At 69.6% G+C, this 24,471-nt stretch carries 27 protein-coding genes; 11 read left to right on the top strand and 16 right to left on the bottom strand.

Going from position 1 to position 24,471, the window contains the following annotated elements; genetic code table 11:
* The first annotated feature begins 56 nt into the window (after nt 1-56).
* A complete protein-coding gene (locus FHW73_RS02985; RefSeq protein ID WP_183425203.1) occupies nt 57-776 on the top strand; it encodes a response regulator in 720 nt (239 codons plus the stop codon).
* The gene (locus tag FHW73_RS02980) at nt 773-2,116 is read left to right on the top strand and encodes a HAMP domain-containing sensor histidine kinase (protein ID WP_345776138.1); all 1,344 of its coding nucleotides are present in this window, start codon (nt 773-775) and stop codon (nt 2,114-2,116) included. Before FHW73_RS02985 ends, FHW73_RS02980 begins: the two co-directional genes overlap by 4 nt.
* Before the next feature lie 19 nt (nt 2,117-2,135).
* Here the strand turns inward: FHW73_RS02980 and FHW73_RS02975 are convergent, their stop codons facing one another.
* From FHW73_RS02975 to FHW73_RS02945, 7 genes are all read right to left on the bottom strand, one after another.
* On the bottom strand, nt 2,136-2,579 hold the full coding sequence (locus tag FHW73_RS02975; protein WP_183425202.1) for a hypothetical protein: 444 nt from the start codon (nt 2,577-2,579) through the stop codon (nt 2,136-2,138).
* Between the two features lie 58 nt (nt 2,580-2,637).
* A complete protein-coding gene (locus FHW73_RS02970; protein WP_183425201.1) occupies nt 2,638-3,192 on the bottom strand; it encodes a DUF2058 domain-containing protein in 555 nt (184 codons plus the stop codon).
* A 45-nt stretch (nt 3,193-3,237) separates the two neighbouring features.
* A complete protein-coding gene (locus tag FHW73_RS02965) occupies nt 3,238-4,521 on the bottom strand; it encodes a HipA domain-containing protein (RefSeq protein ID WP_183425200.1) in 1,284 nt (427 codons plus the stop codon).
* On the bottom strand, nt 4,518-4,811 hold the full coding sequence (locus FHW73_RS02960; RefSeq protein WP_183425199.1) for a helix-turn-helix transcriptional regulator: 294 nt from the start codon (nt 4,809-4,811) through the stop codon (nt 4,518-4,520). Before FHW73_RS02960 ends, FHW73_RS02965 begins: the two co-directional genes overlap by 4 nt.
* Before the next feature lie 86 nt (nt 4,812-4,897).
* Nucleotides 4,898-6,961 carry a TonB-dependent copper receptor gene (locus tag FHW73_RS02955; protein ID WP_183425198.1) on the bottom strand — a complete coding sequence of 688 codons (2,064 nt, stop codon included), beginning with the start codon at nt 6,959-6,961 and terminating at the stop codon, nt 4,898-4,900.
* A gap of 182 nt (nt 6,962-7,143) precedes the next feature.
* Nucleotides 7,144-7,644: a DUF2946 family protein gene (locus FHW73_RS02950; protein WP_183425197.1), complete on the bottom strand. Its 501-nt coding sequence runs from the start codon at nt 7,642-7,644 to the stop codon at nt 7,144-7,146.
* Nucleotides 7,645-7,773: 129 nt separating this feature from the next.
* A complete protein-coding gene (locus FHW73_RS02945; protein WP_183425196.1) occupies nt 7,774-8,436 on the bottom strand; it encodes a hypothetical protein in 663 nt (220 codons plus the stop codon).
* Nucleotides 8,437-8,497: 61 nt separating this feature from the next.
* Between FHW73_RS02945 and FHW73_RS02940 the strand changes: the two genes are divergently transcribed.
* Both FHW73_RS02940 and FHW73_RS02935 read left to right on the top strand, forming a co-directional pair.
* Nucleotides 8,498-9,946, top strand: a complete 1,449-nt coding sequence (locus FHW73_RS02940) for a PLP-dependent aminotransferase family protein (RefSeq protein ID WP_183425195.1) — start codon at nt 8,498-8,500, stop codon at nt 9,944-9,946.
* A gap of 75 nt (nt 9,947-10,021) precedes the next feature.
* Nucleotides 10,022-11,044 (top strand): DUF4272 domain-containing protein, encoded by a 1,023-nt coding sequence (locus tag FHW73_RS02935; RefSeq protein WP_183425194.1) that lies wholly within the window; start codon nt 10,022-10,024, stop codon nt 11,042-11,044.
* Nucleotides 11,045-11,073: 29 nt separating this feature from the next.
* Here FHW73_RS02935 and FHW73_RS02930 read toward each other — a convergent pair whose 3' ends face one another.
* Nucleotides 11,074-11,952 carry a type II toxin-antitoxin system RelE/ParE family toxin gene (locus FHW73_RS02930; protein WP_183425193.1) on the bottom strand — a complete coding sequence of 293 codons (879 nt, stop codon included), beginning with the start codon at nt 11,950-11,952 and terminating at the stop codon, nt 11,074-11,076.
* A gap of 220 nt (nt 11,953-12,172) precedes the next feature.
* The gene (locus tag FHW73_RS02925) at nt 12,173-12,730 is read right to left on the bottom strand and encodes a DUF3597 domain-containing protein (protein ID WP_221187394.1); all 558 of its coding nucleotides are present in this window, start codon (nt 12,728-12,730) and stop codon (nt 12,173-12,175) included.
* Between the two features lie 121 nt (nt 12,731-12,851).
* Between FHW73_RS02925 and FHW73_RS02920 the strand changes: the two genes are divergently transcribed.
* The gene (locus FHW73_RS02920; protein WP_183425191.1) at nt 12,852-13,430 is read left to right on the top strand and encodes a TlpA disulfide reductase family protein; all 579 of its coding nucleotides are present in this window, start codon (nt 12,852-12,854) and stop codon (nt 13,428-13,430) included.
* Nucleotides 13,431-13,567: 137 nt separating this feature from the next.
* Here the strand turns inward: FHW73_RS02920 and FHW73_RS02915 are convergent, their stop codons facing one another.
* Entirely contained in the window at nt 13,568-14,302 is a 735-nt protein-coding gene (locus FHW73_RS02915) for an SDR family oxidoreductase (protein WP_183425190.1), read from the bottom strand.
* Nucleotides 14,303-14,397: 95 nt separating this feature from the next.
* Between FHW73_RS02915 and FHW73_RS02910 the strand changes: the two genes are divergently transcribed.
* A complete protein-coding gene (locus FHW73_RS02910; protein WP_183425189.1) occupies nt 14,398-15,297 on the top strand; it encodes a LysR family transcriptional regulator in 900 nt (299 codons plus the stop codon).
* 78 nt (nt 15,298-15,375) lie between these two features.
* On the opposite strand, the gene FHW73_RS02905 is transcribed toward FHW73_RS02910, so the two are convergent.
* Both FHW73_RS02905 and FHW73_RS02900 read right to left on the bottom strand, forming a co-directional pair.
* Nucleotides 15,376-15,924, bottom strand: a complete 549-nt coding sequence (locus FHW73_RS02905) for an outer membrane beta-barrel protein (RefSeq protein ID WP_183425188.1) — start codon at nt 15,922-15,924, stop codon at nt 15,376-15,378.
* A 663-nt stretch (nt 15,925-16,587) separates the two neighbouring features.
* Nucleotides 16,588-17,049, bottom strand: coding sequence for a hypothetical protein (locus FHW73_RS02900; protein ID WP_183425187.1), 462 nt, complete (start codon nt 17,047-17,049; stop codon nt 16,588-16,590).
* 230 nt (nt 17,050-17,279) lie between these two features.
* On the opposite strand from FHW73_RS02900, the gene FHW73_RS02895 reads away from it, so the two are divergent.
* Entirely contained in the window at nt 17,280-17,681 is a 402-nt protein-coding gene (locus tag FHW73_RS02895) for a barstar family protein (RefSeq protein ID WP_255492556.1), read from the top strand.
* Between the two features lie 103 nt (nt 17,682-17,784).
* A complete protein-coding gene (locus FHW73_RS02890) occupies nt 17,785-18,804 on the top strand; it encodes a PTS sugar transporter subunit IIC (protein ID WP_183425185.1) in 1,020 nt (339 codons plus the stop codon).
* 141 nt (nt 18,805-18,945) lie between these two features.
* Here the strand turns inward: FHW73_RS02890 and FHW73_RS02885 are convergent, their stop codons facing one another.
* Nucleotides 18,946-19,455 carry a hypothetical protein gene (locus FHW73_RS02885; RefSeq protein ID WP_183425184.1) on the bottom strand — a complete coding sequence of 170 codons (510 nt, stop codon included), beginning with the start codon at nt 19,453-19,455 and terminating at the stop codon, nt 18,946-18,948.
* A gap of 285 nt (nt 19,456-19,740) precedes the next feature.
* Here FHW73_RS02885 and FHW73_RS02880 point away from each other — a divergent pair, with 285 nt between their 5' ends.
* The gene (locus tag FHW73_RS02880; protein ID WP_183425183.1) at nt 19,741-20,205 is read left to right on the top strand and encodes a peptidylprolyl isomerase; all 465 of its coding nucleotides are present in this window, start codon (nt 19,741-19,743) and stop codon (nt 20,203-20,205) included.
* 195 nt (nt 20,206-20,400) lie between these two features.
* On the opposite strand, the gene dbpA is transcribed toward FHW73_RS02880, so the two are convergent.
* Nucleotides 20,401-21,783, bottom strand: a complete 1,383-nt coding sequence (dbpA, locus tag FHW73_RS02875; protein ID WP_183425182.1) for an ATP-dependent RNA helicase DbpA — start codon at nt 21,781-21,783, stop codon at nt 20,401-20,403.
* A gap of 114 nt (nt 21,784-21,897) precedes the next feature.
* On the opposite strand from dbpA, the gene FHW73_RS02870 reads away from it, so the two are divergent.
* Nucleotides 21,898-22,419, top strand: a complete 522-nt coding sequence (locus FHW73_RS02870) for a ClbS/DfsB family four-helix bundle protein (protein ID WP_183425181.1) — start codon at nt 21,898-21,900, stop codon at nt 22,417-22,419.
* 57 nt (nt 22,420-22,476) lie between these two features.
* Nucleotides 22,477-22,680 (top strand): hypothetical protein, encoded by a 204-nt coding sequence (locus tag FHW73_RS02865; protein ID WP_183425180.1) that lies wholly within the window; start codon nt 22,477-22,479, stop codon nt 22,678-22,680.
* A gap of 9 nt (nt 22,681-22,689) precedes the next feature.
* On the opposite strand, the gene FHW73_RS02860 is transcribed toward FHW73_RS02865, so the two are convergent.
* Together FHW73_RS02860 and FHW73_RS02855 are read right to left on the bottom strand one after the other, a co-directional pair.
* Nucleotides 22,690-23,871 carry a glutathionylspermidine synthase family protein gene (locus FHW73_RS02860; protein ID WP_183425179.1) on the bottom strand — a complete coding sequence of 394 codons (1,182 nt, stop codon included), beginning with the start codon at nt 23,869-23,871 and terminating at the stop codon, nt 22,690-22,692.
* Between the two features lie 2 nt (nt 23,872-23,873).
* Nucleotides 23,874-24,443, bottom strand: coding sequence for a DUF1190 domain-containing protein (locus FHW73_RS02855; RefSeq protein ID WP_183425178.1), 570 nt, complete (start codon nt 24,441-24,443; stop codon nt 23,874-23,876).
* Between the last annotated feature and the right edge of the window lie 28 nt (nt 24,444-24,471).

The following is a 24,471-nucleotide window of genomic DNA, read 5'->3' as shown; positions in this document are numbered from 1 at the left end:
CGCGGGGCGCGCATCGCCGATACGAACGCGATACAGAGGCAGGCGACAATGGCCGCATGACTGCCGAAACCGCCTGCATCGTCGTCGTCGACGACGACGCCAGCATCCGCGATGCACTGTGCGACTACCTCGCACGCCACGGCTACGCCGTGCGCGGTGCGGACGGCGCCGCCGCGATGGACCGGTTGCTCGCACAGGCGCCGGCCGACCTGGTGGTGCTGGACTGGATGATGCCCGGCGAGGACGGCCTGTCGGTGTGCCGGCGGCTGGCCGATGCCGACGTCGCGGTGTTGATGCTCAGCGCGCTCGACAGCCCGCCCGACCGCGTGATCGGGCTGGAGGTCGGCGCCGACGACTACCTGGCCAAGCCGTTCGATCCGCGCGAGCTGCTGGCCCGCGTGCGCGCATTGCTCCGACGCGGTGCGCAGCTGCGTCAGCAGGCGGCGCGCCCGGCCGAGGGCTACGGCTTCGACGGCTGGACGTTGCGGCTCGATATCCGCGCCCTGTGCACACCCGAGGGCACCGAGGTGGCGCTGACCGCGGGCGAGTTCGCGCTGCTGCGCGCGCTGGTGGAACGCGCCGGCCGCGTGCTCGACCGCGAACGCCTGATGGCGCTGACCCATGGCGACGCGGCCGAGCCCTTCGATCGCGCCGTGGACCTGGCCATCAGCCGGCTGCGCCGCAAGCTGGCGCAGGCTCGGCCGGGCGCCGACGCGCTGATCCAGACGCTGCGCGGCGAGGGCTACCGCTTCGCGGCCACGGTGCGCCGCCTGTGAGTCGGCCGCGCGGCATCCTGGTCCTGGTCGGCGGGCTGGCGCTGGCCACCCTGGTGCTAGCCCAGGCGGTGAGCTTCGCCGTGGTCGGCTGGTGGCCGGCACCGCCGATGCCGACGATGGTGCCGGCCGACGCGATCGCAGCCCTGTCGGGGACGCAGCCTCCCGCACCCGGACTCCAGCTGCGCACGCAGACGGCTGCGCCGTCAGGCATGCCGGTGCCCTGGCTGGCCGAGCTGGCCGCCGAGCGCCTGAAGCAGCCGGCTGCGCAGGTGCGCGCGACCTGGCGACGCAAACCCGACGTCGCGCTGCAGATCGTCGATGACGGCCAACTGGCGATGGCCGGGCAGGCCGACAGCAAGCGCCAGGCACGCGTGCGCGCCGCGTTGCTGGCGACCGGGCTGCAGGTGCCGGCATTCGAGCTTGCAGTCGCGCAGCCGGACGGGACGTGGCGGGTCGTGAGCGCAGTCGACGCCGGACGCGGACAGTGGCGACGCCAGGTGCTGCTGGCGCTGGCGCTGGGCGCGCTGCTGATCGCCCCGCTGGCCTGGTGGATGGCGCGCCGGCTGACGCTGCCGCTGCGGCGGCTGGCCGAGGCCAGCGCGCGGATGGACCTGGCCGCGCGCGCGCCGCCGGTGCCGGTCGAAGGCGCCACGGAAGTCCGCATGCTGGGCCGGGCGATCGCCGACGCCCACGCCCGCCTGCGCGCGCAGGCCGATGATGTCACTGCGATGCTCGCTGCCGTGGCGCACGACTTGCGCACGCCGCTGACCGGTCTGCGGCTGCGCGCCGAGACCGCGCCATCGCCGGATCGCGAGCGCATGGTCGCCGACATCGCGCGGATGCAGACGATGATCGCGCAGGTGCTGGCCTATGCACAGGGCGAGGTCGCGCCGCTGCAGCGCGCGCCGGTCGACATGACCGCGCTCGTCGGGGAGTTGGCTGCGACCGCGCAGGCGCTGGGCCAGTCGGTGCAGGTGCATGCGCACGCACCGGCCATCGTGCAAGGCGATGCGCTGGCGCTGCGCCGCGCGCTGTCGAACCTGATCGACAACGCCGTGCGCTACGCCGGCGCGGCCGACATCGAGATCCACGCGCGCGATGGCCGGCTGTCCATCGATGTGGCCGACCGTGGCCCGGGCATTCCAGCCGACGCGCGCGCGCGGCTGGTGCAGCCGTTCCAGCGTCTGGAACACTCGCGCAGTCGCGACACCGGCGGTGCCGGCCTCGGCCTCGCCGTCGCACGCTCGACCGCGCAGCGCCACGGGGGGGCGCTGGAGCTGCACGATCGCGACGGCGGCGGCCTGCGAGCGCGGCTGGTGTTGCCGATCTCAGTGCCCTGAGCCGCACGTTGGACGTGGATCAGTAGGCAGTCCACGGCGCGTCGCCGCGGAGGGTAGTCGTCAGTGTGTCGTCGATGTCGGCGTATGCAGTGGCGGTATCCGCGCCGACCCCCTGCAACACCGGCCAGTGGAACGTGAAGCTGCGCAGATACAGCGGCAGCACGAGATACCGACGTGCGGCGATGTCGACGACGAGGGTCTTGCGCGCGTAGCGCGTCGGCATCCAGCCGCCGATGAAGAAACGCGAATCGGCCGAAAAGCCCAGCGCGCCGGCCCAGAAGAAGCCGGGAACGGGCACGCCATCGATCCGCCCCTCGTAGAAGCTCGCGCCGTGCGGCGGTTCGCCCGCGTAGCGCAATGCGACCACGTGGCGGCCATCGGGCGATTGGAGATCGGCATCGCCCCACCACATCGGCTGGCTCCGGCCATCGGCTGCGAACGCCAACCGTGGCAGCGCGGTCACGCCGCCGTCCCTACGCATGGCCGGCATGCACGATGCTGCATCACGCGCCGCGGCGGCCTCACCACATCAAGTCGTCGGGCACCTTGAACTGCGCATAGTAGGCATCGTCCTCGGCGTTGGACTCGGCCGGCGGCGCCTCGGCGGCCTGGCCGTGATCGACCACGATCAGCCCGGCATCGCGTTCGCGCACCTTGTCGGCCGCCGCTCGCGGCAACAGCGCGTAGCCCTCGCCCAGCCGTGCGACGACCAATGTGCCTGCGGCCAGTTGCCTGCGCTGGGCCTCGTCGACCAACAGGCTGCGGATCGCGCCGTCGGCGGTGAACCGATACTCCAGTTGCCCGGCACGCGGCACCTGTTTGTCGTGGATGATCTGGCGCGCCTGCGCGGCCAACTCGGCCGCGCGGGCCCGGGCCTTGTGCTCGGCGGCCAGCGCGCGGTCGCGTTCGACCTTCTCCGCGCGCACACGCTCGGCCTCACGCTGGCTGTCCGTCGGCGGCGGCGCGCCCTTGCCATGTCGCGCCTTGTGCTGCTCGCGCGCGACCTCGGCCACCTTGCTCTTCTTGACCAGGCCTGCCTTGAGCAACTGTTCCTGGAGTGGGTTCGCCTTCGCCATGTCCGAAACGTCGTGTGGAATGTCGGGGCCATGATACGGGCCGGATCAGCGCTCTGGATCGATCACCGCCTCCATCGCCGCGATCTCGACACCACGTGCCTTGCAGCGCCTGGCCTCGTCCTTCCAACCGCGCACGGCTGCGCGCACCTCCTCGACAATCGCGTGTGCCCGCGACTTGCTCAGACGGTAGTAGGCGCATGTATCCAGCAACAGCCGGGTATCGGGAGTCGGATCGTCCAGGCCGATCGAAAGCACATGTGCGTCCTTGTCCGGGTTGGGATTCACATCGAACGCCGGCGCCAGTCGCCAGCCATCGGCTGCCCGCAGAAAGCCGTGGTTGCGCAGATGGTCGTCACGATTACCGACCAGGACATTGAACACCGCGCGGCGATAGAGCTGCGCCAGATCATCGGCGATCGCTGACGCAACGCCGTGGTTTTCAATCGCGTGGGCGATCTCGACGTAGCTGATGTCCTCGCTGTCATCCGCATCCAACAACGTGAGCGCCGAGGCGTACGCATGGCGATCGACGCCGCTTCGATCGAACCGTCGCACCGTGTATGTGGTGCCCAGGCCGGACAGGGACAGCGGGCGCGCTTGGGGCATGTCGATGCCGGCCGCGTCCGCCAGACGAGAGGTCACGTACTCCCACAGGCCCACATCGTGCCGATCGTCGCTGGACGGGAATTTCGCCAGCCACAGTGTCTGATCGACATCGCGCACACTCGCCTTGGGGCGGGCGCCACCCAGCGATGCACCCGGGGCCACCAGCTGCCTGATCCACCTGGCATCGAGCTCGCTGTCGTCGATGTCGTCGCGTTCCACGCGCACGGCAATCGCCTCCAACGCGCGCAACTCGGTCATCGGCGGCGCACTGAGCTCACGATCGTCCAGATATGGGCCGTTGGTTTCGCGCAGCCGCAATGCGCCCATCCGGGAAGCATCGTGGGTACCGATCAGATAGTCCCACGGGCGCAGTGCGCGCACTCGTCGATTCTGTTCGCGGGCATCGATGACCTCGCGCCGATCCATGAGACGTTTGCCCCAACGATCGGGCGAGCAATCAGTGAATGCGGCGGTCAGCGTGCCGGCCCCTGCGCGCGCGACATGCGGGCCGCGATGGAGCGGCAACTGTGGGTCCAACGCAAAGCTGCGGATCGGGGCGGTGCCGTCTACCCAATCGTCGACGTACTGGAACTGGATGGTGTCGCCGGTCCGGCTAGGCAGACGGGCCAGGTGGCCGACCAACGTCGCACCACCGAGGCCGGCGGCGTCCAGCCAGACCTCGATACGGACGATGGCGTGGGTATCGGAAGGGGCTGGGCTCATGACGGACTCGCGCGACGCGCGGCGGGGCGGCGCAGCCGACTGTCCTGCAATTCGCGGCCAAGCGCGTCGTTTTGCGCCAGCAGGTCGATGTCCTGCTCCAGCCCCAGCGCCGTGAGCACGCGCAACATTGTGGCCAGGCTTGTTGCCGGATCGCCGCGCTCCAACTTGCCCACCGTCGGCACGCTCACCCCCACCCGCGCCGCGAGCTCGCCCTGCGTCATCTGCCGGCGCATGCGCGCCGCGCGCAGCCGCGCGCCCAACGCCTGGATCTGGCGTTGGGCGCGCGGCATCGTCGGTGGCGTCCGCTTCGACATTGACAATCAAGTTACATCTGATCGGGCCCAAATGTAAGTTAATTTGTTAAATCGCCGATGCTTCAGTAGTTCACGTTCAACTTCACCCATGCGGTCCGCCCGGGTTCGTTGATCCGCACCGGGTCGGCGGGATAGCCGAAGTCGGCGCTGCCGGTCAGGTTGAGGTGTTCGCTGTAGGTCCGGTCGAAGACGTTGTCGATGCCGGCCGTCAGCTGCAGGCGGTCGTTGATGCGGTAGCCGCCGTTGAGGGCGAGCGTGGCGAAGCCCGCGCTGGCGTCGAGGTCGCGCCCGACCACGTTGCCCTGGCCAACCGCGATGCGGTCCTGGCTGGCGACCGCGCGCACCAGTGCCCCGAAGCTCCAGCGCTTGTCGTCGTAGCCTGCCGACAAGCGCGCCTCGAGCGGCGGCATCTGCGGCAAGGCCTGGCCGGTGGAGCGGTTCTCGCCCCAGGCGTAGGCGAGCGTGCCGCCGAACTTCCAGTGCGTCCACGGCCGGACTTCCACGCCCGCCTCGGCGCCGCGGATGTCGGCATCGACATTCGCAGCCGACGAGGTCATGCCCATCATGCCGCCGGCCGAGTAGGTGAACAGGACGTAGTCCTCGATGCGCCCGGCGTAGGCCGACACCCATGCATCCAGCGTCCGCGTGCGATAGCGCACGCCAAGGTCGAGCTGCGTGGTCTTTTCCGGCGCGATGCCGACAAAGGCGTTGACGGCGCCGACCGGCCCGCGTCCGGGCGAGAACAGCTCCCAGTAGTCGGGCATGCGCTCGGTGTGGCCCAGGCCGGCGTACCAGCTGACCGGGGTGTCCTTGAGTTCCTGCTCATAGCGCAGGAACCCGGCGCGCAGCGTTTCCTCGCGCGTCTGGCCGGCGGTTGGATTGGGCATGCCCATCATGCCGGCCGTGGTCCGTTCGTCGGTGGCCTTGGCGCGGTCGATGCGCACACCGCCGGTCAGGTGCCGGCCCGGCGGCAGGTGGCGGGTGCCTTCGGCGAACACGCCGGCGGTCTCGAAGCGCGCATCGGTGGTCCAAGGCTGCGCTGCGTACGTGCCGCGGCCCATGCCCTTGCGCGCGCGATGGCGGCTTTGCTGCGTATCCACGCCGGCCTGAAGGTCCCAGCCGGTCCACTTCCAGCCCAGCGCGACGCGCCCGCCAGTCGTGCGCCGGTCGACATTGGACGCCATCGCCATCGGCATCGCACTGGCGGGGTTCGGGTCGCGCAGGGTGTAGTTGTCCATCACATGGTCGGCGTGGTTGTAGAACACGCTGCTCTCGATCGCGTCGAGTGCGCCACCGAGGGCATGCTTCTCGAACCGTAGGCTGTAGCTCTCGCGCCGGAACTGCGCGCCGTCCATGCCGCGACCGGCGTAGCGTGCCTGCCCGTCGCCGATGCCGGCGTTGAGTTCGAGCACGGTGTCGGCATCCGGCGTCCAGCCCAGCGCAACGTCACCGTTCCACTTCTTCCACGACGAGGGCACCACGACGCCGTCGCCGTCCCGGTAGTCGTCGGCTTCCGAGCGGTTGCCGCTCACGCGTACATAACCCTGCGGCGCGCCGGCCACGACATCGAGCACTTGGTCGTTGCGGCCGTTCGAGCCGCCCAGCAGGCTGCCGTTGATGCGCACGCCGGGCGCATCGAACACCGGCGTCTCGCGCTCGAAGCGCACCGTGCCTGCCGAAGCGCCGGGGCCCCACAGCACCGTCTGCGGCCCCTTGATCACGACCAGGCTGTCGAAGGTCTCGGGCGAGACGTAAGACATCGGGTTGTCCATGCGCGAGGGGCAGGCACCGGGCATGCTGCCATCGTTGGTGAGCAGGTTGAGGCGCGAACCGAACATGCCGCGCAGCACCGGATCGCCATTGGTGCCGCCATTGCGCAGTGCGGTGAAGCCGGGAATGGTCTTGAGGTAGTCGGCGCCATCGCTGGCCGGCACCGGCTGGCGCGGCAGGCGCGGATCGATGTCATAGGTCAGCGGCGAGACCGGCGCGGCGGTCACCAGCACCGCTTCGAGGTTGACGGGTTCGGGCAGGTCGTCGGCCTGGGCGGTGAGCGGCAGTGCCAGCGCGCAGGCGATGGCCAGGGCGATGCGGGAGGCGCGTTGCGCCTGGGGACGTGTGGACAACATGGAAGATCTCCGGATCGAACGTCACCGGCCGGGCCGGTGACGCGTGCGGCTTCATCGGACGCAGGCCTGGCGGCCGGTCGCGACATCTGGATTCGGAATGCGGGCGTGAGCGGGTCCTGCGCCCTGCGTCACGCCGTTGGCGTGCGCATGGACGGTGCGCTTCACAAGCCGGGATTCCGCGGTCAGGCGGCGAGGGTGTGCGCTGGCGGGCCCTGCCCGCCGAGGCCGCGGAGATTGGTCGCGGCGATGCGCCGGACCGAGTGAAATCGGAATGCCGGCGCTGCCGCCCATGCGGTCGGGGGCACCACGACCGGCAGCTTGGACAGCAGCGTGAGATGTGAGGCGAGCGGGCAGTAGCCGCAGTGGCCATCCGCGCCCGCGTGGTCCCGCGCGCCCTCATGCGGGTGATCGCCCGGGGCAGCATGCCCTGCTGCATGCCCGGATGCGGCCAGGGCCATCGACATCTGCTCGGGATCGACCTGCACACTGGCCTGGAACCGGCTGATCCCTGGCGCCACCGCGAGCAGCAGCATCGCCAGCAGTGCGAGCCAATGCCACGCCGAGCGCGCGGTGGCAGACCGGCCCTGTCGCTTGCGCAATGCCGTCGCGCGAGACCCCGCCGCATCGCACCGACGCGAGACCGGCAGTGCGGATCGCAGTGGACGAGGACGGTGCGTGTTCATGGCTGCAGTGTCCGTGCAACCGGTCTCGCCCACCTTGACCACGATCAAGTGCGCACTGGAATCACGCGACAATGGCAGACGCGGCGACGGCGCCGGCACGCGCAAGCCCTCGGTCGCGACCCGACCGACTCAGGGCAGCGCGACGGGCCGCTCGAGCTTGACCGCCAACGGCCGCAGGAAGCGCTGGGTCAACGGACCGACCCCGAACGCGAACACCAGCGTGCCCAGACCCGCGGTGCCGCCGAGCAGCACGCCAACTGCCAGCGCGGTCAGTTCGATCCCGGTGCGCACGCTGCGGATCGACCAGCCGGTGCGGCGGGCCAGGCCGGTCATCAGCCCGTCGCGCGGGCCGGGCCCCAGCTGCGCACCCACATACAGCGCAGTGGCGAAGGCGCAGGCCACCACGCCGCCGAGCATGTAGGCCCAGCGCAGTGTCAGGCCTTCGGGCACGGGCAGCCACAACAAGTGCAGGTCGGCGAACGGGCCCAGCAGGAACGTATTCGCCAACGTGCCGAGCCCCGGCATCTGCCGCAGCGGAATCCATGCCAGCAGCACCGCCAGCGCGGTGACGACCATCACCATGCCAAACGACATCGGCACATGCCGGGTGGCGCCGAGGTGGAACACGTCCCAGGGCGACGCGCCCACCGCAGCACGGATCATCAGCGCGATCGCCAGCCCGTAGATCCACAAGCCGATCAGCAACCGGCCCAGGCGTTCGGGCAGGCGCCCGGCGCGCAGTTGCGCAAGCGGGCCGAGGTTGGCAAGGGTCGGGGCGGAGGCGGCGGACATGGAGCCACGATGTCGGCAATTGGCCCTTTGCGATAGAGCCATTCGTGGGATAGTGGCCCGAATGCAACGCAGCCTCGCCCCCGAACGCCTCGCCGCACTGGTCGGCCGCCTCGATGCCGCCCCGGCTTACCGCGCGCTGTGCCAGGCGCTGCAGGAACTGATCGGCGACGGGCGCATCCCGATCGACACCCGACTGCCCAGCGAGCGCACGGTCGCTGATGCGCTTGGCGTGTCGCGCAACACCGTCACGCGCGCCTATGCCGAACTGGCAGCGGCAGGGTTTGCGACCGCGCGTCAGGGGGCGGGGACCTTCGCCGCGGTCCCGGTCGCCCGGCGCCGCGCACATGACCACACGCTGGGCGCGTCGAAGTTCGCCGACGACGCGATCGACCTCACCCGCGCGGCGGGCTCGGCAACGCCGGGCACCGCGGCCGCGTATGCACGCGCGCTCGCGGCGCTGCCGGCGTACCTGTCAGGCGATGGTTACCTGCCGTCCGGCCTGCCGGCCTTGCAGGCACGGATCGCGGCCACCTACACGCGGCGCGGGCTGCCGACGACGCCGGGCCAGATCGTGGTCACCGCCGGCGCGCTGTCGGCGCTTGCGATCGTCGCGCGCACGCTGTCGCGGCCAGGCGACCGCATCGCGGTGGATACCCCCGTCTATCCCAACGCGATGGGCGCGCTGACATTGGGCGGCGCGCGGCTGGTCGCCGTGCCGATGGGCGATCCGCTCGGCGACGCCGGCTGGGACCTCGACGGTCTCGAGGCGACGTTGCGGCAGGCCCGGCCAAGGCTGGCCTATGTCATCGCCGATTTCCACAACCCAACCGGCCTGCTGATGGACGCGGCCCAGCGCGCGCGCTACGCCACCGCGCTGGCAGCCACCAACACCTTGGCCATCGTTGACGAGACCTTGCAGGCGACCGGGCTGTCGAACACGCCGATGCCAGCGCCGTTTGCCACGTTCGCGCGCGATGCGATCAGCATCGGCAGTGCGTCCAAACTGTGCTGGGGCGGATTGCGTGTGGGCTGGATCCGCGCGCAGCAGCCGCTGGTCGAACGCCTGGTCGCCGCGCGCGTGCAGCTCGATCTCGGCGGTTCGCTGTTCGATCAACTGGTCGCCGTCGAACTGCTCGACGACGGGCCGATGCTCGCCGCCCGCCGCGAGCAGGTCCGCCGCCAGCGCGACGCGCTCGCACACGCACTGCGGATCCACCTGCCCGACTGGCGCTTCCGGCTGCCGACCGGCGGCTTGAGCCTGTGGCTGCGGCTGCCGCATGGCAGCGCCACGGCGCTTGCGGCGGCGCTCGAACGCGACGACGTGCACCTCGCGCCGGGACCGGCATTCGCCGTCGACGGGGGCTTCGACCGCTGGCTGCGGATGCCCTACGCAAAACCCGAAGCGCAGCTGCTGGACGCCGTGCAGCGCATGGCGCACCACTGGACCGCGCTGCCGCATGCCCGCGCGCGCGGACAGCGCACGGCGTCCGCGCCACCTCTGATCGCCTGATCACGCCTCCACGGATGTGCCGCCCCGGGTCTGGCAAGCTCTTCGCCCCTGCCACCCCCACCTCCCTGTCCCCGCATGACGCTGACGCTCGACACCTACATCACCCTGCGCGATCCGCCGCCACTCGATGTGCCGCACGTGCACCACGCCCGCTGGGGGCGCAACGATCCGGCGCTGGCCGCACACCTGCAGACGCGCATTGCAGAGGTCATGCAGGTCGCGCGCGAGCAGATGACGGCGCAGCGCTACCACACGTTCCGTCATCTGCAGCGCACACGCTGGCACCATCGGGTGGAGATCGCACACGATGCGCTGCCGGCATTCCAGCAGTGGGCGGAACGTGCGAACGCGATCTACGCGGACGCCGATGGCAATGTCCATGCACCGAACGGACGATGTCTGGTTGGCGGCGCAGGGGCCGACCCCGAAGCCGAGGTGCCCTATCCCGCCGACGCGCAGCATCGCCGCGCGCGCACATTGGAGGCCCTGGCCGCGAGGTCGCTGCGCGTCCCGGCCTCGCTGCCGCCTGTCGTCGGCGAGGGCGAGGCCGTCCTGCGCAACCCCGGCGCGATGGCAGGCCGCATGCTGGCGCTGATGGCGGTGGCGATTCGCGGCGAAACACTGAATGAAGGCGACCCGTTACCACTGGCCGACATCCGCGCACGCCTGGCAGCCGGCTGGCCGGCGCTGTCACCCAAGGAGGCGGCCTTCCTGCACGACGCGTCGCCGACGCGTCAGCAGACCATCGATGCGGTGTGGCGCTACGAAGCGCTGGCGGTCCTGCAGTGGGCGATGGGACTATCGGACGCGTTGCCGTTCCCGGACCGGATCTGCGATGTCCCGCAGTGTGCGCAACGGGCACTCGCCTGGGCCGACGGCACGCTGCCGACACTGCCGACGCCGCGCCCGGCCGCCGAGATCCTCGATGCCCTCGACCTGCACCTGCGGCTGCACTGGCTGGTCCGCCAGGCACAGCTCGACAACCAGGCACCGGCCGGCGGCCTCATCGGTGGCGTGGTGACCGAGCGCCATCACGCGCTCAACTGGCTGGTGCAGTTCGAAGATGCCGACTGGGACGACGTCGATACGCCAACCTGACCCCGGCTTCGGCCCACGTCCGCGCGGAATCAGCGGTACGGCCCAGGCCCACGCCAAACCGGCTCGCCGCGGCGATAGACCTGCTGCATGTTGATGACCTCGCGCGCATCGCCGATGCCGGCCACGGCCGGGTCTTCCGGATCGATCAGGCGGCACGGCCCCGAATCGCGCCGCAGCGCTGTCTCCAGCGGGCAGGCCATGAGCTTGCGTGTGCCGGGCAACGGCAGGAACACCTCGGTCATGCCCTGGTCGCGCCAGGCCTGCAGCCGGGTCTCGCTGCGCAGGTCGTAATAGACCTGGTAGCCGCCCACCTCCAGGCTGGGATGGTCGGCGTCGGAATCGCGGCCGCGCGTGCGTCCGGCGGTCGGACTGCGGGTCATCCCGGCATTCACCGGCGCGGTCTCGGTGGGCAACATGCCCGGCGGCTGGCCCCAGGTATGGTCGCGCCGCGGCGGCGCCGGCGGGCTGGCGGCCTGTGCCTGCACAGGCGCGGGCGTTGGTGGCGGCACGATCTGTGGGGGCGCGGGCTGTGGCGCCGGGCGGGGCGGGTCCACCGGCACGTCCGCAGGCGCCTGTCTGTCCGGCGGCAGGGCCATCTCCGCACGTTCGACGCGCGTGGTCTGCAGGCGCGAGGCCGCCGGCGGCGGCGCGACCGGCGGGCGCACGGGCGGCGGCGGGCTGGGTGGCGCCTCGGCAGCCTGTGGGGGCGGGATCCCGATGAAGTCCACGACCATCCGGCTGCCGGACGAAGCGCCCTGCGGCGACGTCACGGTCACCGGCGTCGACGCCAGCAGAAGTAGCACCGCGAGCACGTGCACCAGCACGCTGCCCAGCGCGGCGAGCCACGGCTGCAGACGTTCGATACGGGGTTCGGTTCGGGCGTCCGCACGCCGCGCTGCACTGCTCATGCCGCCGGCAAGGCGTCGGGGAAGCGGACCTTCATGCGGATGCCAGGAGGGACGACCGGGGAGTGCGGCATCCTAACGCGAGGTGGCCCTTTGTCGTCGCCTCGCCTTACTGCCATCGCCCATTGGGGGGCGCTTGGCACTGCACGACATCGCGACAGATGCCCGCGCCTCAACTGGGCGGTCCGGCGTCCGCGCACCGGACCGCCGCCACGCAGATGCGTCAGTCGCGCAGTTCGGCCGGCACCTTGCCGCCGTTCTCGGCCAGCTTGCGCATCACCGCCTTGTGCAGCGCGATGTTCTGCTCAGCGCTGCCATGCGCGCCCGCGGACACACCAAGCTCGGTGGCCAGTTCCTTGCGGGCGTCGAGACTGGAGTCGAGGTCGAGCAGCTTCAGCAGGTCGACGATCGAATGCCGCCAGTCGGACTTGCCGCCCTTTTCCTGTGCGATGCCGCTCAACACCGCTTCGACATCGACCGGCTCGGCAGCAGGTGCCGCAGGCGCCGGATTGCGGGCGGGCGGCGACACCTTGGGATCGTCCTCGCTGCCGGTGAAGACGACGGCCTTGGGCTGCTTGGTCTCGGCCGGCGGCGCGGGGGTGGCCTTACGGCCGAAGATGCGGTCGGTGATCTTGGAGAACAGGCCCATGGACATCGCTCCTGATGAGGGAGCCACGAGTGTGCGGCGGCGATCGCAAAGATCGTATGAAAGCGGCATGCCGGGCGCCACCTGCCCAGGATGCCGCGTGCATCGGCATCGGCGCGCGATGGAAGCGCGCATGGACGGATCTCATCGCGCTTGACGCCCGATGCGCAATCGCCGATGGTCCTGCCGCGCATGCAGGCGCCGGGACAACGGAAGCGCCCCGCAACGGGCCGCCAGCGCACACAGGGGACATGGAATGACGACACGCATCATCGTGGGCTGGCTCCTGGCATGCATGCTGGGCGCACCGCTGTCAGCCAGTGCAGGTCTGCCCACGATTGGCCAGCCACCACCCGATGTGATCGGTCTCATGCCAGATGGGGCGACCTATCGCATCAGCGAACAGCGCGGCAAGGTCGTCGTGATGGCCTTCTGGGCCTCCTGGTGCGGGTATTGCCGAAAGTACACGCCCGTACTCGAAGGGCTGCAACGGCAAGTCGGCAAAGACCAGTTGGACGTCGTCCTGGTGAACTTCAAGGAAGATGTCCGCACCTATCGCACGCTGCGGCGCCAGCTCAAGGATCTGACGGTGACCTGGACCCACGACCTAGACGGGGCGATCAGTGCGGCATACGGCGTCACCTCGGTCCCCTACGTGTTCATCATCGACCGGCACGGCAACACGGCGGACATCATGCGCGGCTACTCTGAAGGCTCCATTCCGCGTCTCGTCGACCGGCTCAACGGTCTGCTCGCCGATCGCGGCCCTGCCGACGCACCCCATGCGTCGGCAGGAGACGCCGAGACGCCATCACCTGCAACGACCGCGGACTGAAGCTGACGCACAGTGGCAAGCCCGGGCTGCAGCGCGGATGTCGAATGCTCCCATTGCACGGCACTTGCCCGCGCGCGGGAAGTCGAACTCGGACGGGCCATCGTTTGCGAAGGCCACACGGGACGGCGATCGCGGGCTCAATACGGACTGGCCACCGGCCGCACGACCACTTCGCTGACATCGACATCCGCCGGCTGTTCCATCGCATAGGCGATCGCGCGAGCGACCGCCTCGGGCGCGATCGTGATCCGACGAAAATCGCGCATGCCCTCGGCCGCGCCCGTATGGGTGATCGTGTCGGCGAGCTCTGAAGTCGTAGTGCCGGGGCTGACCACCGTCACGCGCAGGCGATCGGTCTCCTGACGCAGGCCTTCCGACAATGCCCACACCGCGTACTTGGTCGCGCAGTAGACCGCCGATGTGGGAAACACCCGGTGCGCGCCGATCGAGGCGACATTGACCACGTGCCCGAAGCCCTGCCGTTCCATCGTCGGCAGCACTGCGGCGATGCCATGCAGGACGCCGCGCAGGTTCACATCGATCATGCGGTCCCATTCGTCGCGCTTGAGCGCCGACAGCGGCGAGAGCGGCATCACCCCGGCGTTGTTGACGATCGCATCGATGCGTCCGTACACGGCAAGCGCGTGGTCGGCGAAGGCCTGCATGTCGTCGGGCGACACGACATCCAGCGCACGCGCCTGCGCGCGGCCGCCGGCAGCGACGATCTCGGCGACCAACGCGTCGAGGCGTTCGGTCCGCCGCGCGCCGAGCACGACGGTCGCACCACGGGCCGCGAGCTCGCGCGCCGTGGCCGCGCCGATGCCGCTGCTGGCGCCGGTGATCAGGATGATGCGGTCGGTCAGGGTCTGCATGAGATGTCCTCCAGTGGGGAGCGCCCACGGTAGGCGTCGCGCCAGACGACCGGAATTCCCCTGCCACTGGACGTATTGGTTAGACTGGCTAACCAATGGAACTCGACCTCAACCTGCTGCGCGTCTTTCTGGCCGTCGCCGAAGGTCCGAACTTCCGCGCCGCCGCCGACCGGCTCGGGGTGACGCGCTCGGCGGTCAGCCAGGGCATCCGCCGGCTCGAGGATGTCCTTGGCATCGCGTTGGTCCACCGCTCCACGCGCAGCGTGCGCCTGACCGAGGCCGGCGAGCGCCTGCATCGCCAAATCGCCATGCCGCTGGCCGCGTTGGGTAGCGCGCTCGACGAAGCCGTCGACGACGGCCCGCCGCGCGGCCTGTTGCGCGTGGCCGTCACCTCGATCGCCGAGCGCTTTTTGTCCGGCCCGCTGATCGCGACGTTCGCCCACGCCTATCCCGGCATCACACTGGATGTGACCGTGGCCGACGAGACCTTCGACATCGTCGCCGCGGGCTTCGACGCCGGCGTGCGCCTGGGCGAGGTGATCGAGCAGGACATGGTCGCCGTGCCGCTGACCGGCCCGCAGCGCGAAGTCGCCGTTGCCGCGCCGGACTACCTCGCCCGCCACGGTGTGCCTGCACATCCGCGCGATCTCGTCGCCCACCGCTGCATCGGCTGGCGCATGACGCCGGCCATGGCGCCGCACCGCTGGGAGTTCGTCGAGGACGGCCGTCCGTTCGACGTGCAGGTCGCGCCGCAGATCACCACCAACGACATGCTGCTGATGATCCGCACCGCACTGGCCGGCGGCGGCATCACGTTCGGCATCGAAGAGACATTCGCGCCTTATCTCGCACGCGGCGAACTCGTGCCGCTGCTGCAGGACTACCTGCCGCCGTTCCCCGGCTTCTTCCTGTACTTCCCGAACCGCCGGCACCAGCCGCCGAAGCTGCGCGCGTTGATCGAGCATGTGCGGGCGTATCGGGAGGTCGAGCGCTGATGGCGCTGGCGGTCGCCTGAAACGACGACGGCAGGCCCGATGCCGGACCTGCCGCCGCGATACGGCCTTGCCGATGGATCAGAAGCGGAATTCGCCGCCCACGGTCACGTTCTCCACATCGACCTCGATCCCCGAGAATTCTCCGCGATGACGCGTGTAGTTCAGGCTCAGGCCCCAGCGACGGTTGATGTCGTAACCGAGCGTCGCGCCGTAGTACGGCTTGGTCGAGCCCTCGTCGTCAACGACATCGAATGTGTCCTCGCGGATCTGCGCCACCATGCGCGCCACGCCCGCGCGCGCGCCGACGAAGAAGCCGGTGCTGTCCGCACCGAAATTGTGCTTCAACGCCACGCCCACACCAAACGTCACCAGATCGAAATCGGTGTCGTAGCCCAGGTCTTCGGTGTATAGCGTGCCCGCATGGCCTTCGACGGCAATGTTGGGCGTGAACCAATAGCCGCCGCCGAACAGCGCGGAGGTGTCCGAGTCGCTTTCGCGCAGGCCGCCGTAGCGGGCCTCGGTGTCCGCGCTGCCGACCTCGGCGCGGAGGAAAGCGCCGCTGGCGGCGGCGTGCGTCGAGACGCCGGCCAGCGCGAGGGCAGCGGCGAGAATCAGGGTGTGCTTCATTCAGGTCCTTCCAGAAAGTGGATGCCCATCCGGGCGCGCGCACTGTGGGACCGGGCTGCAGCGTTGTCAATATTTCGTTAATTCGGTGACGGAGTGACCGGCGCAGAGCTTAGCTATCGAGTGCCATCAGCACCCTCAGAAGGTCCAGCCTCACTGCCGCCGCTGTCATCGACCGGGCGCATGCATCCAACAGCCCTCTGCCTGTGACCCTTGCGAATTGCGACGATTCCGTACCCGGCGAGCAACGCCACGGCAAGCAACGCCGCGGCGATCGCGGCGGACATCTTGGCCCAGTGGAGATGAAGCTCCGTATCGCCAGGCGGCGCATCCGCCGCCCAGGAGTGAAACACGAACAGATTGGAGCACCACAGGGCGCCAGCAATGCTCCCAACGAGCACGAGCCAAAGGCCCCCTCGGAGACTCCGAGATTCGAGAAATTGAGCGGCCATGTGCTGTCAACCCACTGTTTGCACGTCCCAATTGCACAGCCAGGAGCGTCGCTGCACCGGCAGCGTCCTCATGCTCCAAAACCGCTACAGCCAGTGCACCAAGTCATGGCCCTGCAGCGTACCAGTCGCCTGAGATGCCTGCAGATGCGGGCGCATGCATCAACTGGGTCGAGACCTGAAGGAGCCCGCGGTTGAACGGAACTGCAGATCAGGCCTACGGATGTGCAGCGTGGTGGAGGCGAAGCGCTTCGTCCTTGTCACGCATCGGACGCATGAACACGCCCGGCTTTATCCCGATAAATTCTTCACCTTGAAGCAGCAACAAGCGCACAGCCGTATCGCCCTCGTGCGCGTCCGCCACTTGTCCGAGACTGTAATGCAAGTGGCTTGCAAGCGGCACTGACAGCACTTTCGGGACAATCGCGGCGCTCGTGACGAGCACCTCATCGACCGTGATCACAAGCCTGATGGTATTTGTCAGCCCAGGACCCGTCCTCGCCGCTCGGTCCAGAACAGGTGTTCCGTGTTCGTCGATCATGTCAACGCCGATGACGCGGCCAATCAAGATGTGATCAGCACGCTGACTCATTTCTTCGAGCGTGGCCTCGAAGGGCAACCCTGCGAAGCCTATGGATGGAGCGAACACCGCAAGGAGAACGATCAGTACGCGTCTCATGCCTATCCTCGGCTAGCGCTTGAATGAATTCCAGAAGTGTCGCCGATTGGACGAAGGTCACGCAGCTCATTGCCGGACGGCCACACGACCGGCTTGTCCAACTGCCACTGTGCCCGCTGGTCCCTTTGATGGCCAGGACAGCCAGGATCGATCTCCAAGCCATCGGCAGGTTCACTTTTCCAACCGCTTCCATCAGGCTCCGTCTCTTCGCGAACTCGATGCCGACCGCCTTGCCCACCGCGTCCAAATCGCTGCTGCTCGACGGCACCCGGATCCACGACATCCCGTCGTTCTACGACGAGATCAACCGCGTCTTCATGGCGGAGGTCGACTGGACGCTCGGGCCGAGTCTGGATGCGCTCGACGACATGCTCTACGGCGGTTATGGCGCGTTGGATGGCGATGCACCGGTGACGCTGGTGTGGTCGGCGTTCGAGAAGAACCGGCAGGACCTGGGTGTGGAGACGACGTGCCGGTTCCTGCAGGCCAAGTTGGCACAGCCTGAGCGCTTCAACGTGGCGCACGTGCAGCGCCAGCTCGACGCGCTGGCCGCCGGCACCGGGCAGACCTACTTCGAGATCGTGCTGGAGATCCTCGCCGCGCATTCGAACATCACGCTGGTCCCGCGCTGAGGTACGCGCGGGCCGCCGAGCCGCCGAGCCGCTATCCTTGCGCGCTCGTTCGATCCGCGCGGTCCGTCCAGGCCGTCCCGTTTTTTCCTGTACCGGCACGGTCATGTCCCTGACGTCCTTCCTGCGCGCGCGCGACATTGAGTTCTCGCTGCGTCGCTACGGCATCGAGGCGCTCAACGCGATGACGCTGGGCCTGTTCGGCTCGCTGGTGATCGGGCTGATCCTCAAGACCGTCGGCGGCTGGACCCACCAGGCCTGGCTGCTCGACGCCGGTACGATGGCGCAGCAGGCGATGGGGGCTGCGATCGGCGTGGCGGTGGCCTACGGCTTGAAAGGTCCGCCGATCGTGATCTTCGCCAGCGCCGCGACGGGGCTGCTGGGCGCCAAGCTCGGCGGGCCGGTCGGCTGCTTCGTCGCGGTCGCGGTCGGGACCGAGATCGGCAAGTTGGTCAGCCGCACCACGCCGATCGACATCATTGCAACGCCAGCTGCGGCGCTGGTCGCCGGCTTCGCCACTGCGCACGCGCTGGCGCCGGTGATCGGTAACGTGCTGGCGGTGACCGGGCAGACCATCGAATGGGCGATGACGCTGCAGCCGTTGCTGATGAGCGTGCTGATCGCGGTCGTGATGGGCATGATCCTGACCGGCCCGACCTCGAGCGCGGCGCTGGCGATCTCACTGGGCCTGGGCGGTCTGGCCGGCGGCGCGGCGACCGCGGGCTGCGCGGCGCAGATGGTCGGCTTCGCGGTCATGAGCTGGCGCGAGAACGGCACGTCGGGGCTGCTCAGCCAGGGCCTGGGCACGAGCATGCTGCAACTGCCCAACATCGTGCGCAACCCGCGGATCTGGATCCCGCCCACGCTGGCGGGCGCCATCCTCGGCCCCGTCGCGACCCTGGGCTTCGGTATGCAGAATGTGCCCGCAGGCTCGGGCATGGGCACCAGCGGCTTCGTCGGCCAGGTCGGCACCTTGGCGGCCATGGGAAATGCGCCGTCGGTATGGCTGTCGATCGGCCTGCTGCATTTCCTCGCGCCAGCGCTGCTGACATTGGCCATCGCCGCGCCGATGCGGCGCCGCGGCTGGATCCAGCCGGGCGACCTGAAAGTCGACGCCAAACCCTGATCCCCGCGATGCGGTCAGTGTGCAGGGGTCAGGTTCGCTTTTCCCTCAGCAAACAGCAGCCGCGACGTCACTGCGGGGAAAAGCGAACCTGACCCCGGTGTTGCACCGCGGGTGCTAAGAAAAATGACTCTGACCCCGGTTTTAGGTCCAGAGTTGTTCGATGGTGTTCAGGGCCAGGCCTTGGGTTGGCTCGGTCGGGGCCTGGGAAATGCAGCCGCTGACGCCGAGGTCTTCGCGCATGCTCTCGACTGCCTGACGCGCGGCATCGACGGCGGCGGCCGCGTTCTGCGCGTCTTCGGCGGCGATGGCAGCGGCCGCTTCGGTCACCTGGGTGGGGGTCTGCGCAGCGATGTCGGCCACCGTCTGCGCCGCCTGCGCGGTCTGCGATGCCGCCGCTTCGGCGCGCGACAAGGCGGCCTCGGCGGTGCAGGCATCGCCCACCTTGGCGGCCTCGGCAGCGGCCTCGGCCGAGCTCACCGCCTCGGCCGAGGCCGGGCCCATCGATTCGACGGCACTTGCGGCAGCGTCGTTGGCCGCGGACTGTGCGGCATCGTTGGCGGCATCCGCTGCACCAGAACCACCCGAAACGCCGGAAGCGCCATCGGTCATGTCGTTTCTCCTGATCGGAAAGGGGACACCGCCTGCGAGCACGGTGGATGGCTGACACCGTAATCGCGGCCGTAGGTGCCAGGATCTGGGGTCCGCCCTAGGGGCACGCGCCCCGGTTCATATTCGCGTCATCGGGGTTCGGCCGCGCTGCGACGCCCCTGCGCGGTCGATTGGCCTTCGTCGCAGCGCAGCGGCGACCGCGGGCCGGTTTGCGTGGCGCCGGCCCGCCCGGTAGGGTGGCGTGGTGGTCAGCCACACCGTGTGTCGTCCGGTGTTTTCGTCTTCCGCCACGCCTCCCCCTTTTATTCGAATCTCAAGGAGATCCTCATGGAGATCGCCGCTGCACGCGTTGCCAGCATCCACTACACCCTCACCAACGATGCCGGCGAGGTGCTCGACAAGTCGCCCGCAGGCCAGCCGCTGCGCTACTTCCACGGCGCCGGCAACATCATCCCGGGCCTTGAGAAGGCGTTGGCGGGCCGCAAGGTCGGCGACACGCTGACCGTCGATGTGCCGCCGCAGGAGGCCTACGGCGAGCGCAATGACGCGCTGGTCCAGGTGCTGCCGCGCGAGGCGTTCCAGGGCGTGGATACCGTCGAGCCGGGCATGCAGTTCCAGGCCCAGGGCGGCCAGGGCGCGGTGCTGGTGACTGTGGTGGATGTCACCGACACGCAGGTGCGCATCGATGGCAACCATCCGCTGGCCGGCCAGACGCTGCACTTCGCTGTCGAAGTGGCCGAGGTGCGCGAGGCCACCGACGACGAGAAGAACGTCGGCCGCGTGCAGGGCTGACACTGCGTTGCCCCAGGCCGCGCCGTCATGGCGTGCGCCGGTCTGCCACCCCGGCCAAGGAGATCGACGATGACGTTGCTGCAGTGGATCGGCCTTGGCCTGGCGATCGGCGTGGTCTACGCGGCTGTTCGCGCGCTGTGGGCACGTTGGCGCGGGCACTGAGCGCGTCCGTCACGGCGCGTTCGACGCGTGGTGTCAGAGCCGTGCGATCCGAAATCGCCGTCCCTTGATCTTGCCTTCGCGCAGGCGTGCCAGCGCCTGTGCGGCCTGGCCGCGTGCGATGGCGACATAGCTGCGGGTCGCGAACACATCGATCTTGCCGATCGCCTCCTTGTGCAGGCCGGCCTCGCCGGTCAGCGCCCCAACGATGTCGCCGGGCCGCAACTTGTCGCTGCGGCCGGCGTCGATGCGCAGCGTGGCCATGGCTGCGGGCGGCACATTCGTCGCCTTGCCGGACAACGGCATCAGCTTTTCCCAGCGCAGCGGCTGGCCGAGGTGCGCTTCGATCGCCACCGTGCGCGGCAACTCCCTGGGTGTCACCAGGTTCAGCGCCAGTCCGGCGCGACCCGCGCGTCCGGTGCGGCCGATGCGGTGCACGTAGGTGTCGGGGTCGTGCGGCAGTTCGAAATTGATGACCGCTGCGAGGTCCTCGACATCGAGACCGCGCGCGGCGACATCGCTGGCCACCAGCACGGCGCAACTGCGGTTGGCGAACTGCAGCAGCACCTCGTCGCGGTCGCGCTGCTCCATGTCACCGTGCAGCGCCAACGCCGCGAAGCCGTAGTGCGCCAGCGAGCCGGCGACTTCGGCCACGTCGGCGCGGGTGTTGCAGAACACCACTGCCGACTCGGGCCGATAGCGCAGCAGCAGCGCGGCGAGCAATGGCGCGCGGCGTGCGGGCTCGACCTCGAAGCAGAGCTGGTCGATGGCCGGCGCCTCGGTGTCACCGCCGATGCCGATGCTGACCGGGTCGCGCAGCATCGCCGCGCCCAGCGCGCGGATGTCGTCGGGGAACGTGGCCGAAAACAGCAGGCCCTGGCGGGTCTTGGGCGTGCGCCCGACGATGTCGCGGATCGGCTCCTCGAAGCCCATGTCGAGCATGCGGTCGGCCTCGTCGAGCACCAGCGTGCGCACGTGCCGCAGGTGCAGCGCCTTCTTCTTGGTCAGTTCCTGGATGCGTCCGGGGGTGCCGACGACGATATGCGGGTCGTGGGTCAGCGACGCGAGCTGTGGCCCCAGCGGAATGCCGCCGCACAGCACCGAGACCTTGAGGTTCGGGATGCCGACCGCGAGCCGGCGCAGTTGCCGCGCGACCTGATCGGCGAGCTCGCGCGTGGGGCACAGCACCAGCGCCTGTGTTTCCACGCGCGCCGGGTCGAGCCGCTGCAACAGGCCCAGCCCGAAGGCCGCGGTCTTGCCGCTGCCGGTGGGCGCCTGCGCGATGGTGTCGCGGCCGGCGAGGATGGCCGGCAGCGCCTGCGCCTGGATCGGCGTCATCGCCGTGTAGCCGAGGGCGGCGACGCCCTGCAGCAGGGCGGGCGACAGCGGGAGGGAGGAGAACGCAGTGGGCTCGGTCATGCGCACATGATCGCAGGCGCCGGCGGTGCGCGTGGCATCGGGACGCATCCCGGTGGGCGCGAACATCGACAATACTGCGCGCAGCCGGGCCCCAATGCCCGGAGAGCCGATCCCATGACCGTCCCCCAGGACCGCGCCGCGCTGCTTACGGCGATCGACAAGGAATTCTCTGCGCTGATGCGCGAACTCGACAGGCTGCCGGCGGAGGCCATCGACGAGGCCTCGATGGACGGCCATGTCGCCGCCAGTCGCATGCGCCCGCGCGATCTGGTCGCCTACCTGGTGGGCTGGAACGAGCGTGTGCTCGCCTGGCATGCCGAGGAGGCGGCGGGTGCACAGATCGTCTTTCCCGCGGCCGGCTTCAAATGGAATGAGCTGGGCCGCCTGGCGCAATCGTTCTACGCGGCCTACGCCGACGTGCCGTTCGACGCCCTGGTGGCGCGGCTGCAGGCCTCCAAGGCGCGCATTGTCGCACTGGTGACAGGCTTCGACGACGACGCACTGTACGGGCGTCCCTGGTACGGCAAGTGGACGCGCGGCCGGATGATCCAGTTCAACACCGCCTCACCCTATGCGAATGCCCGCGGTCGCTTGCGTCGCTGGCGCCAGGCACGCGAGGCGGCCTCGGCGAGCTGACGCGGTCGCCACGAGACCAGTTGGCACGTTTTCAACGTGGTACTTCAGTTCACTTTCATGCGCACCGAACTCGTGACGGCACTCAAGCGGCAGGCCACCGACCTGCTGTCCGACATCGAGCGGGACGGGCCGGCGATGCGCATCAGGCAGCATGATCTGCCCGGTGCCTCTCTGGCGGATGTGGAGAGCTGCGAGCACTTGCTGCGCATCGCGCGTCTCGGCGTCCGCGCACGCAAGGCAGGGAATCGTCCCTGCGATTGATCCGCGCGCTCAGGCGTAGAGCGTGGCCTGCGCGTCGTCCTCGACGATCGCGTGCGGCACGAAGCGGGCGCTGTCGCGGGTGATCGGGCCGTCGTCCTCGCGGATGCCGATGCCGCAGGCGACATCGCCGATCACCCAGCTGCCGACCAGCGGATAGTGGCCGTCGAACTGCGGCAACGGGTGCAGGGCCTGACGGATGCAGGGGCCGGCATAGGGGCCTTCGCTCTCGAGCCAGCGGCCGTCGGGCAGGTGCATGGCGACGTTGGCGCCCTCGCGCGAATGCAGCGGCTTGCGCACCCAGCCGGCCGGCAGCGCGCCGCCATCGTCGAACTGTGCGGCCAGCAGGTTGGGATGGCCACGGTGGCGCTCCCACAGCAGCGGCAGGATGCCCTTGTTGCTGAGCAGCGCCTTCCACGGCGGCTCGAGCAGACGCAGGCCCGAGCCCGGCAGCGCGCGGCCGAAGTCCTCGGCGAACAGGTCTTCGAGCGGGTAAAGCTTGAACAGCGTGCCGATCACGCCATCGTCGAGGTCGGTGAAGCGGCCGTCGTCCGACAGCCCGACATCCTCGATCGCGATCGGCGCGCCATGCAGGCCAGCCTGGGCGGCGCAGTCGCGCAGATAGTCGACGGTGCCCTGGTCTTCCTCGGAAGCGCGCGAGGCGGCGAACAGCAGCGGCGGCGGCAGTTGCATCGACAGCACACCGAAGCGCTCGACCAGCGCCTCGTGGATCGAATTGAACTGGTCGGCCTCGGCGGGCAGGCGACCGGCCTCGCGCTGGTCCTCCAGCCACTGCCACTGGAAGAACGCGGCCTCGAACAGCGAGGTCGGGGTGTCGTAGTTGAGCTCGTAGAGCTTGGCCGGACCCTGGCCGTCGTAGGCGAAGTCCAGACGCCCGTAGAGATGGCCCTCGCGGCGGCGCCAGCTCTCGGCGACCCAGTCGCGGAACGGCGCAGGAATCGCCAGGCGCTGCATCAGCGCATCGCTGCCGGCGATCTCATCGACCAGGTCGAGCGCCATCGCGTGCAGCTCGGCGCTCGGGTCCTCGAGGTCGTCCTCGATCTGACGCAGGGTGAACGCGTAATAGGCGCGTTCGTCCCAGTAGCGGGCGCCGTCGATGGTGTGGAAGCGGAAACCGCTCTCGGCAGCGCGCGCGCGCCAGTCGCCGCGCTCGACGATCGGGATCCGCCGCATGCTCAGCCGCCGCTGCTGCGGCCGCGTCCCGAGGCGCCGAAGCCGCCGCGCTGCGCGGTCATCGCGCGATCCGGGGTGGCGGCGACCGGCGTCAGGCCGGCCCGGCCCGCGGCAGTTGCGCCCGACGGCCGCAGCCAGCCGTCGGTGTTGCTGCGCCAGGCCGGGGTGGCCTGCGGACGCGCGGCCGCCGCGCCGCGCGCCTGGCCCGCGGCCGGCTGCTGCGCAAGCCCGGCGCGGTTGCCGCTCATCATCTGCGACAGGAAAAAGCCGGCCATCATCGGCCCGATGAACGAGTGCCCGGCCGTCGTGCGCTGCTCCACGCAGTCCTCGGCCGGATAGTCGCGCGCGCAGGCTTCGCGGCTGCCGTACTGCGGCGCGGCGTCGGCGGCCTGCTGGCGCGCCTGCTCGAACGCGACGCGGCAGTTGGACGCATCGCCGGTGGCCTCGGTGCAGCGCTCGACCGAGGTGAACAGGCCTTCCTGCATCTGCACTGGTTGCTCGCGCTGGCAGGCGGTGAACAGCAGGGGCGCGGCGCCCATCAGCAGCAGGGCCGTCGTCTTCGATCGCTTCATGCGCACGGGTCTCGTCGTGTGGGCGGGT

Origin of the sequence: Luteimonas sp. RC10 (assembly GCF_014192745.1) — a bacterium.
GTDB lineage: Bacteria > Pseudomonadota > Gammaproteobacteria > Xanthomonadales > Xanthomonadaceae > Luteimonas.
Note: the sequence above shows the minus strand (reverse complement) of the source record. Positions and strands in the feature narration are given on the sequence as shown.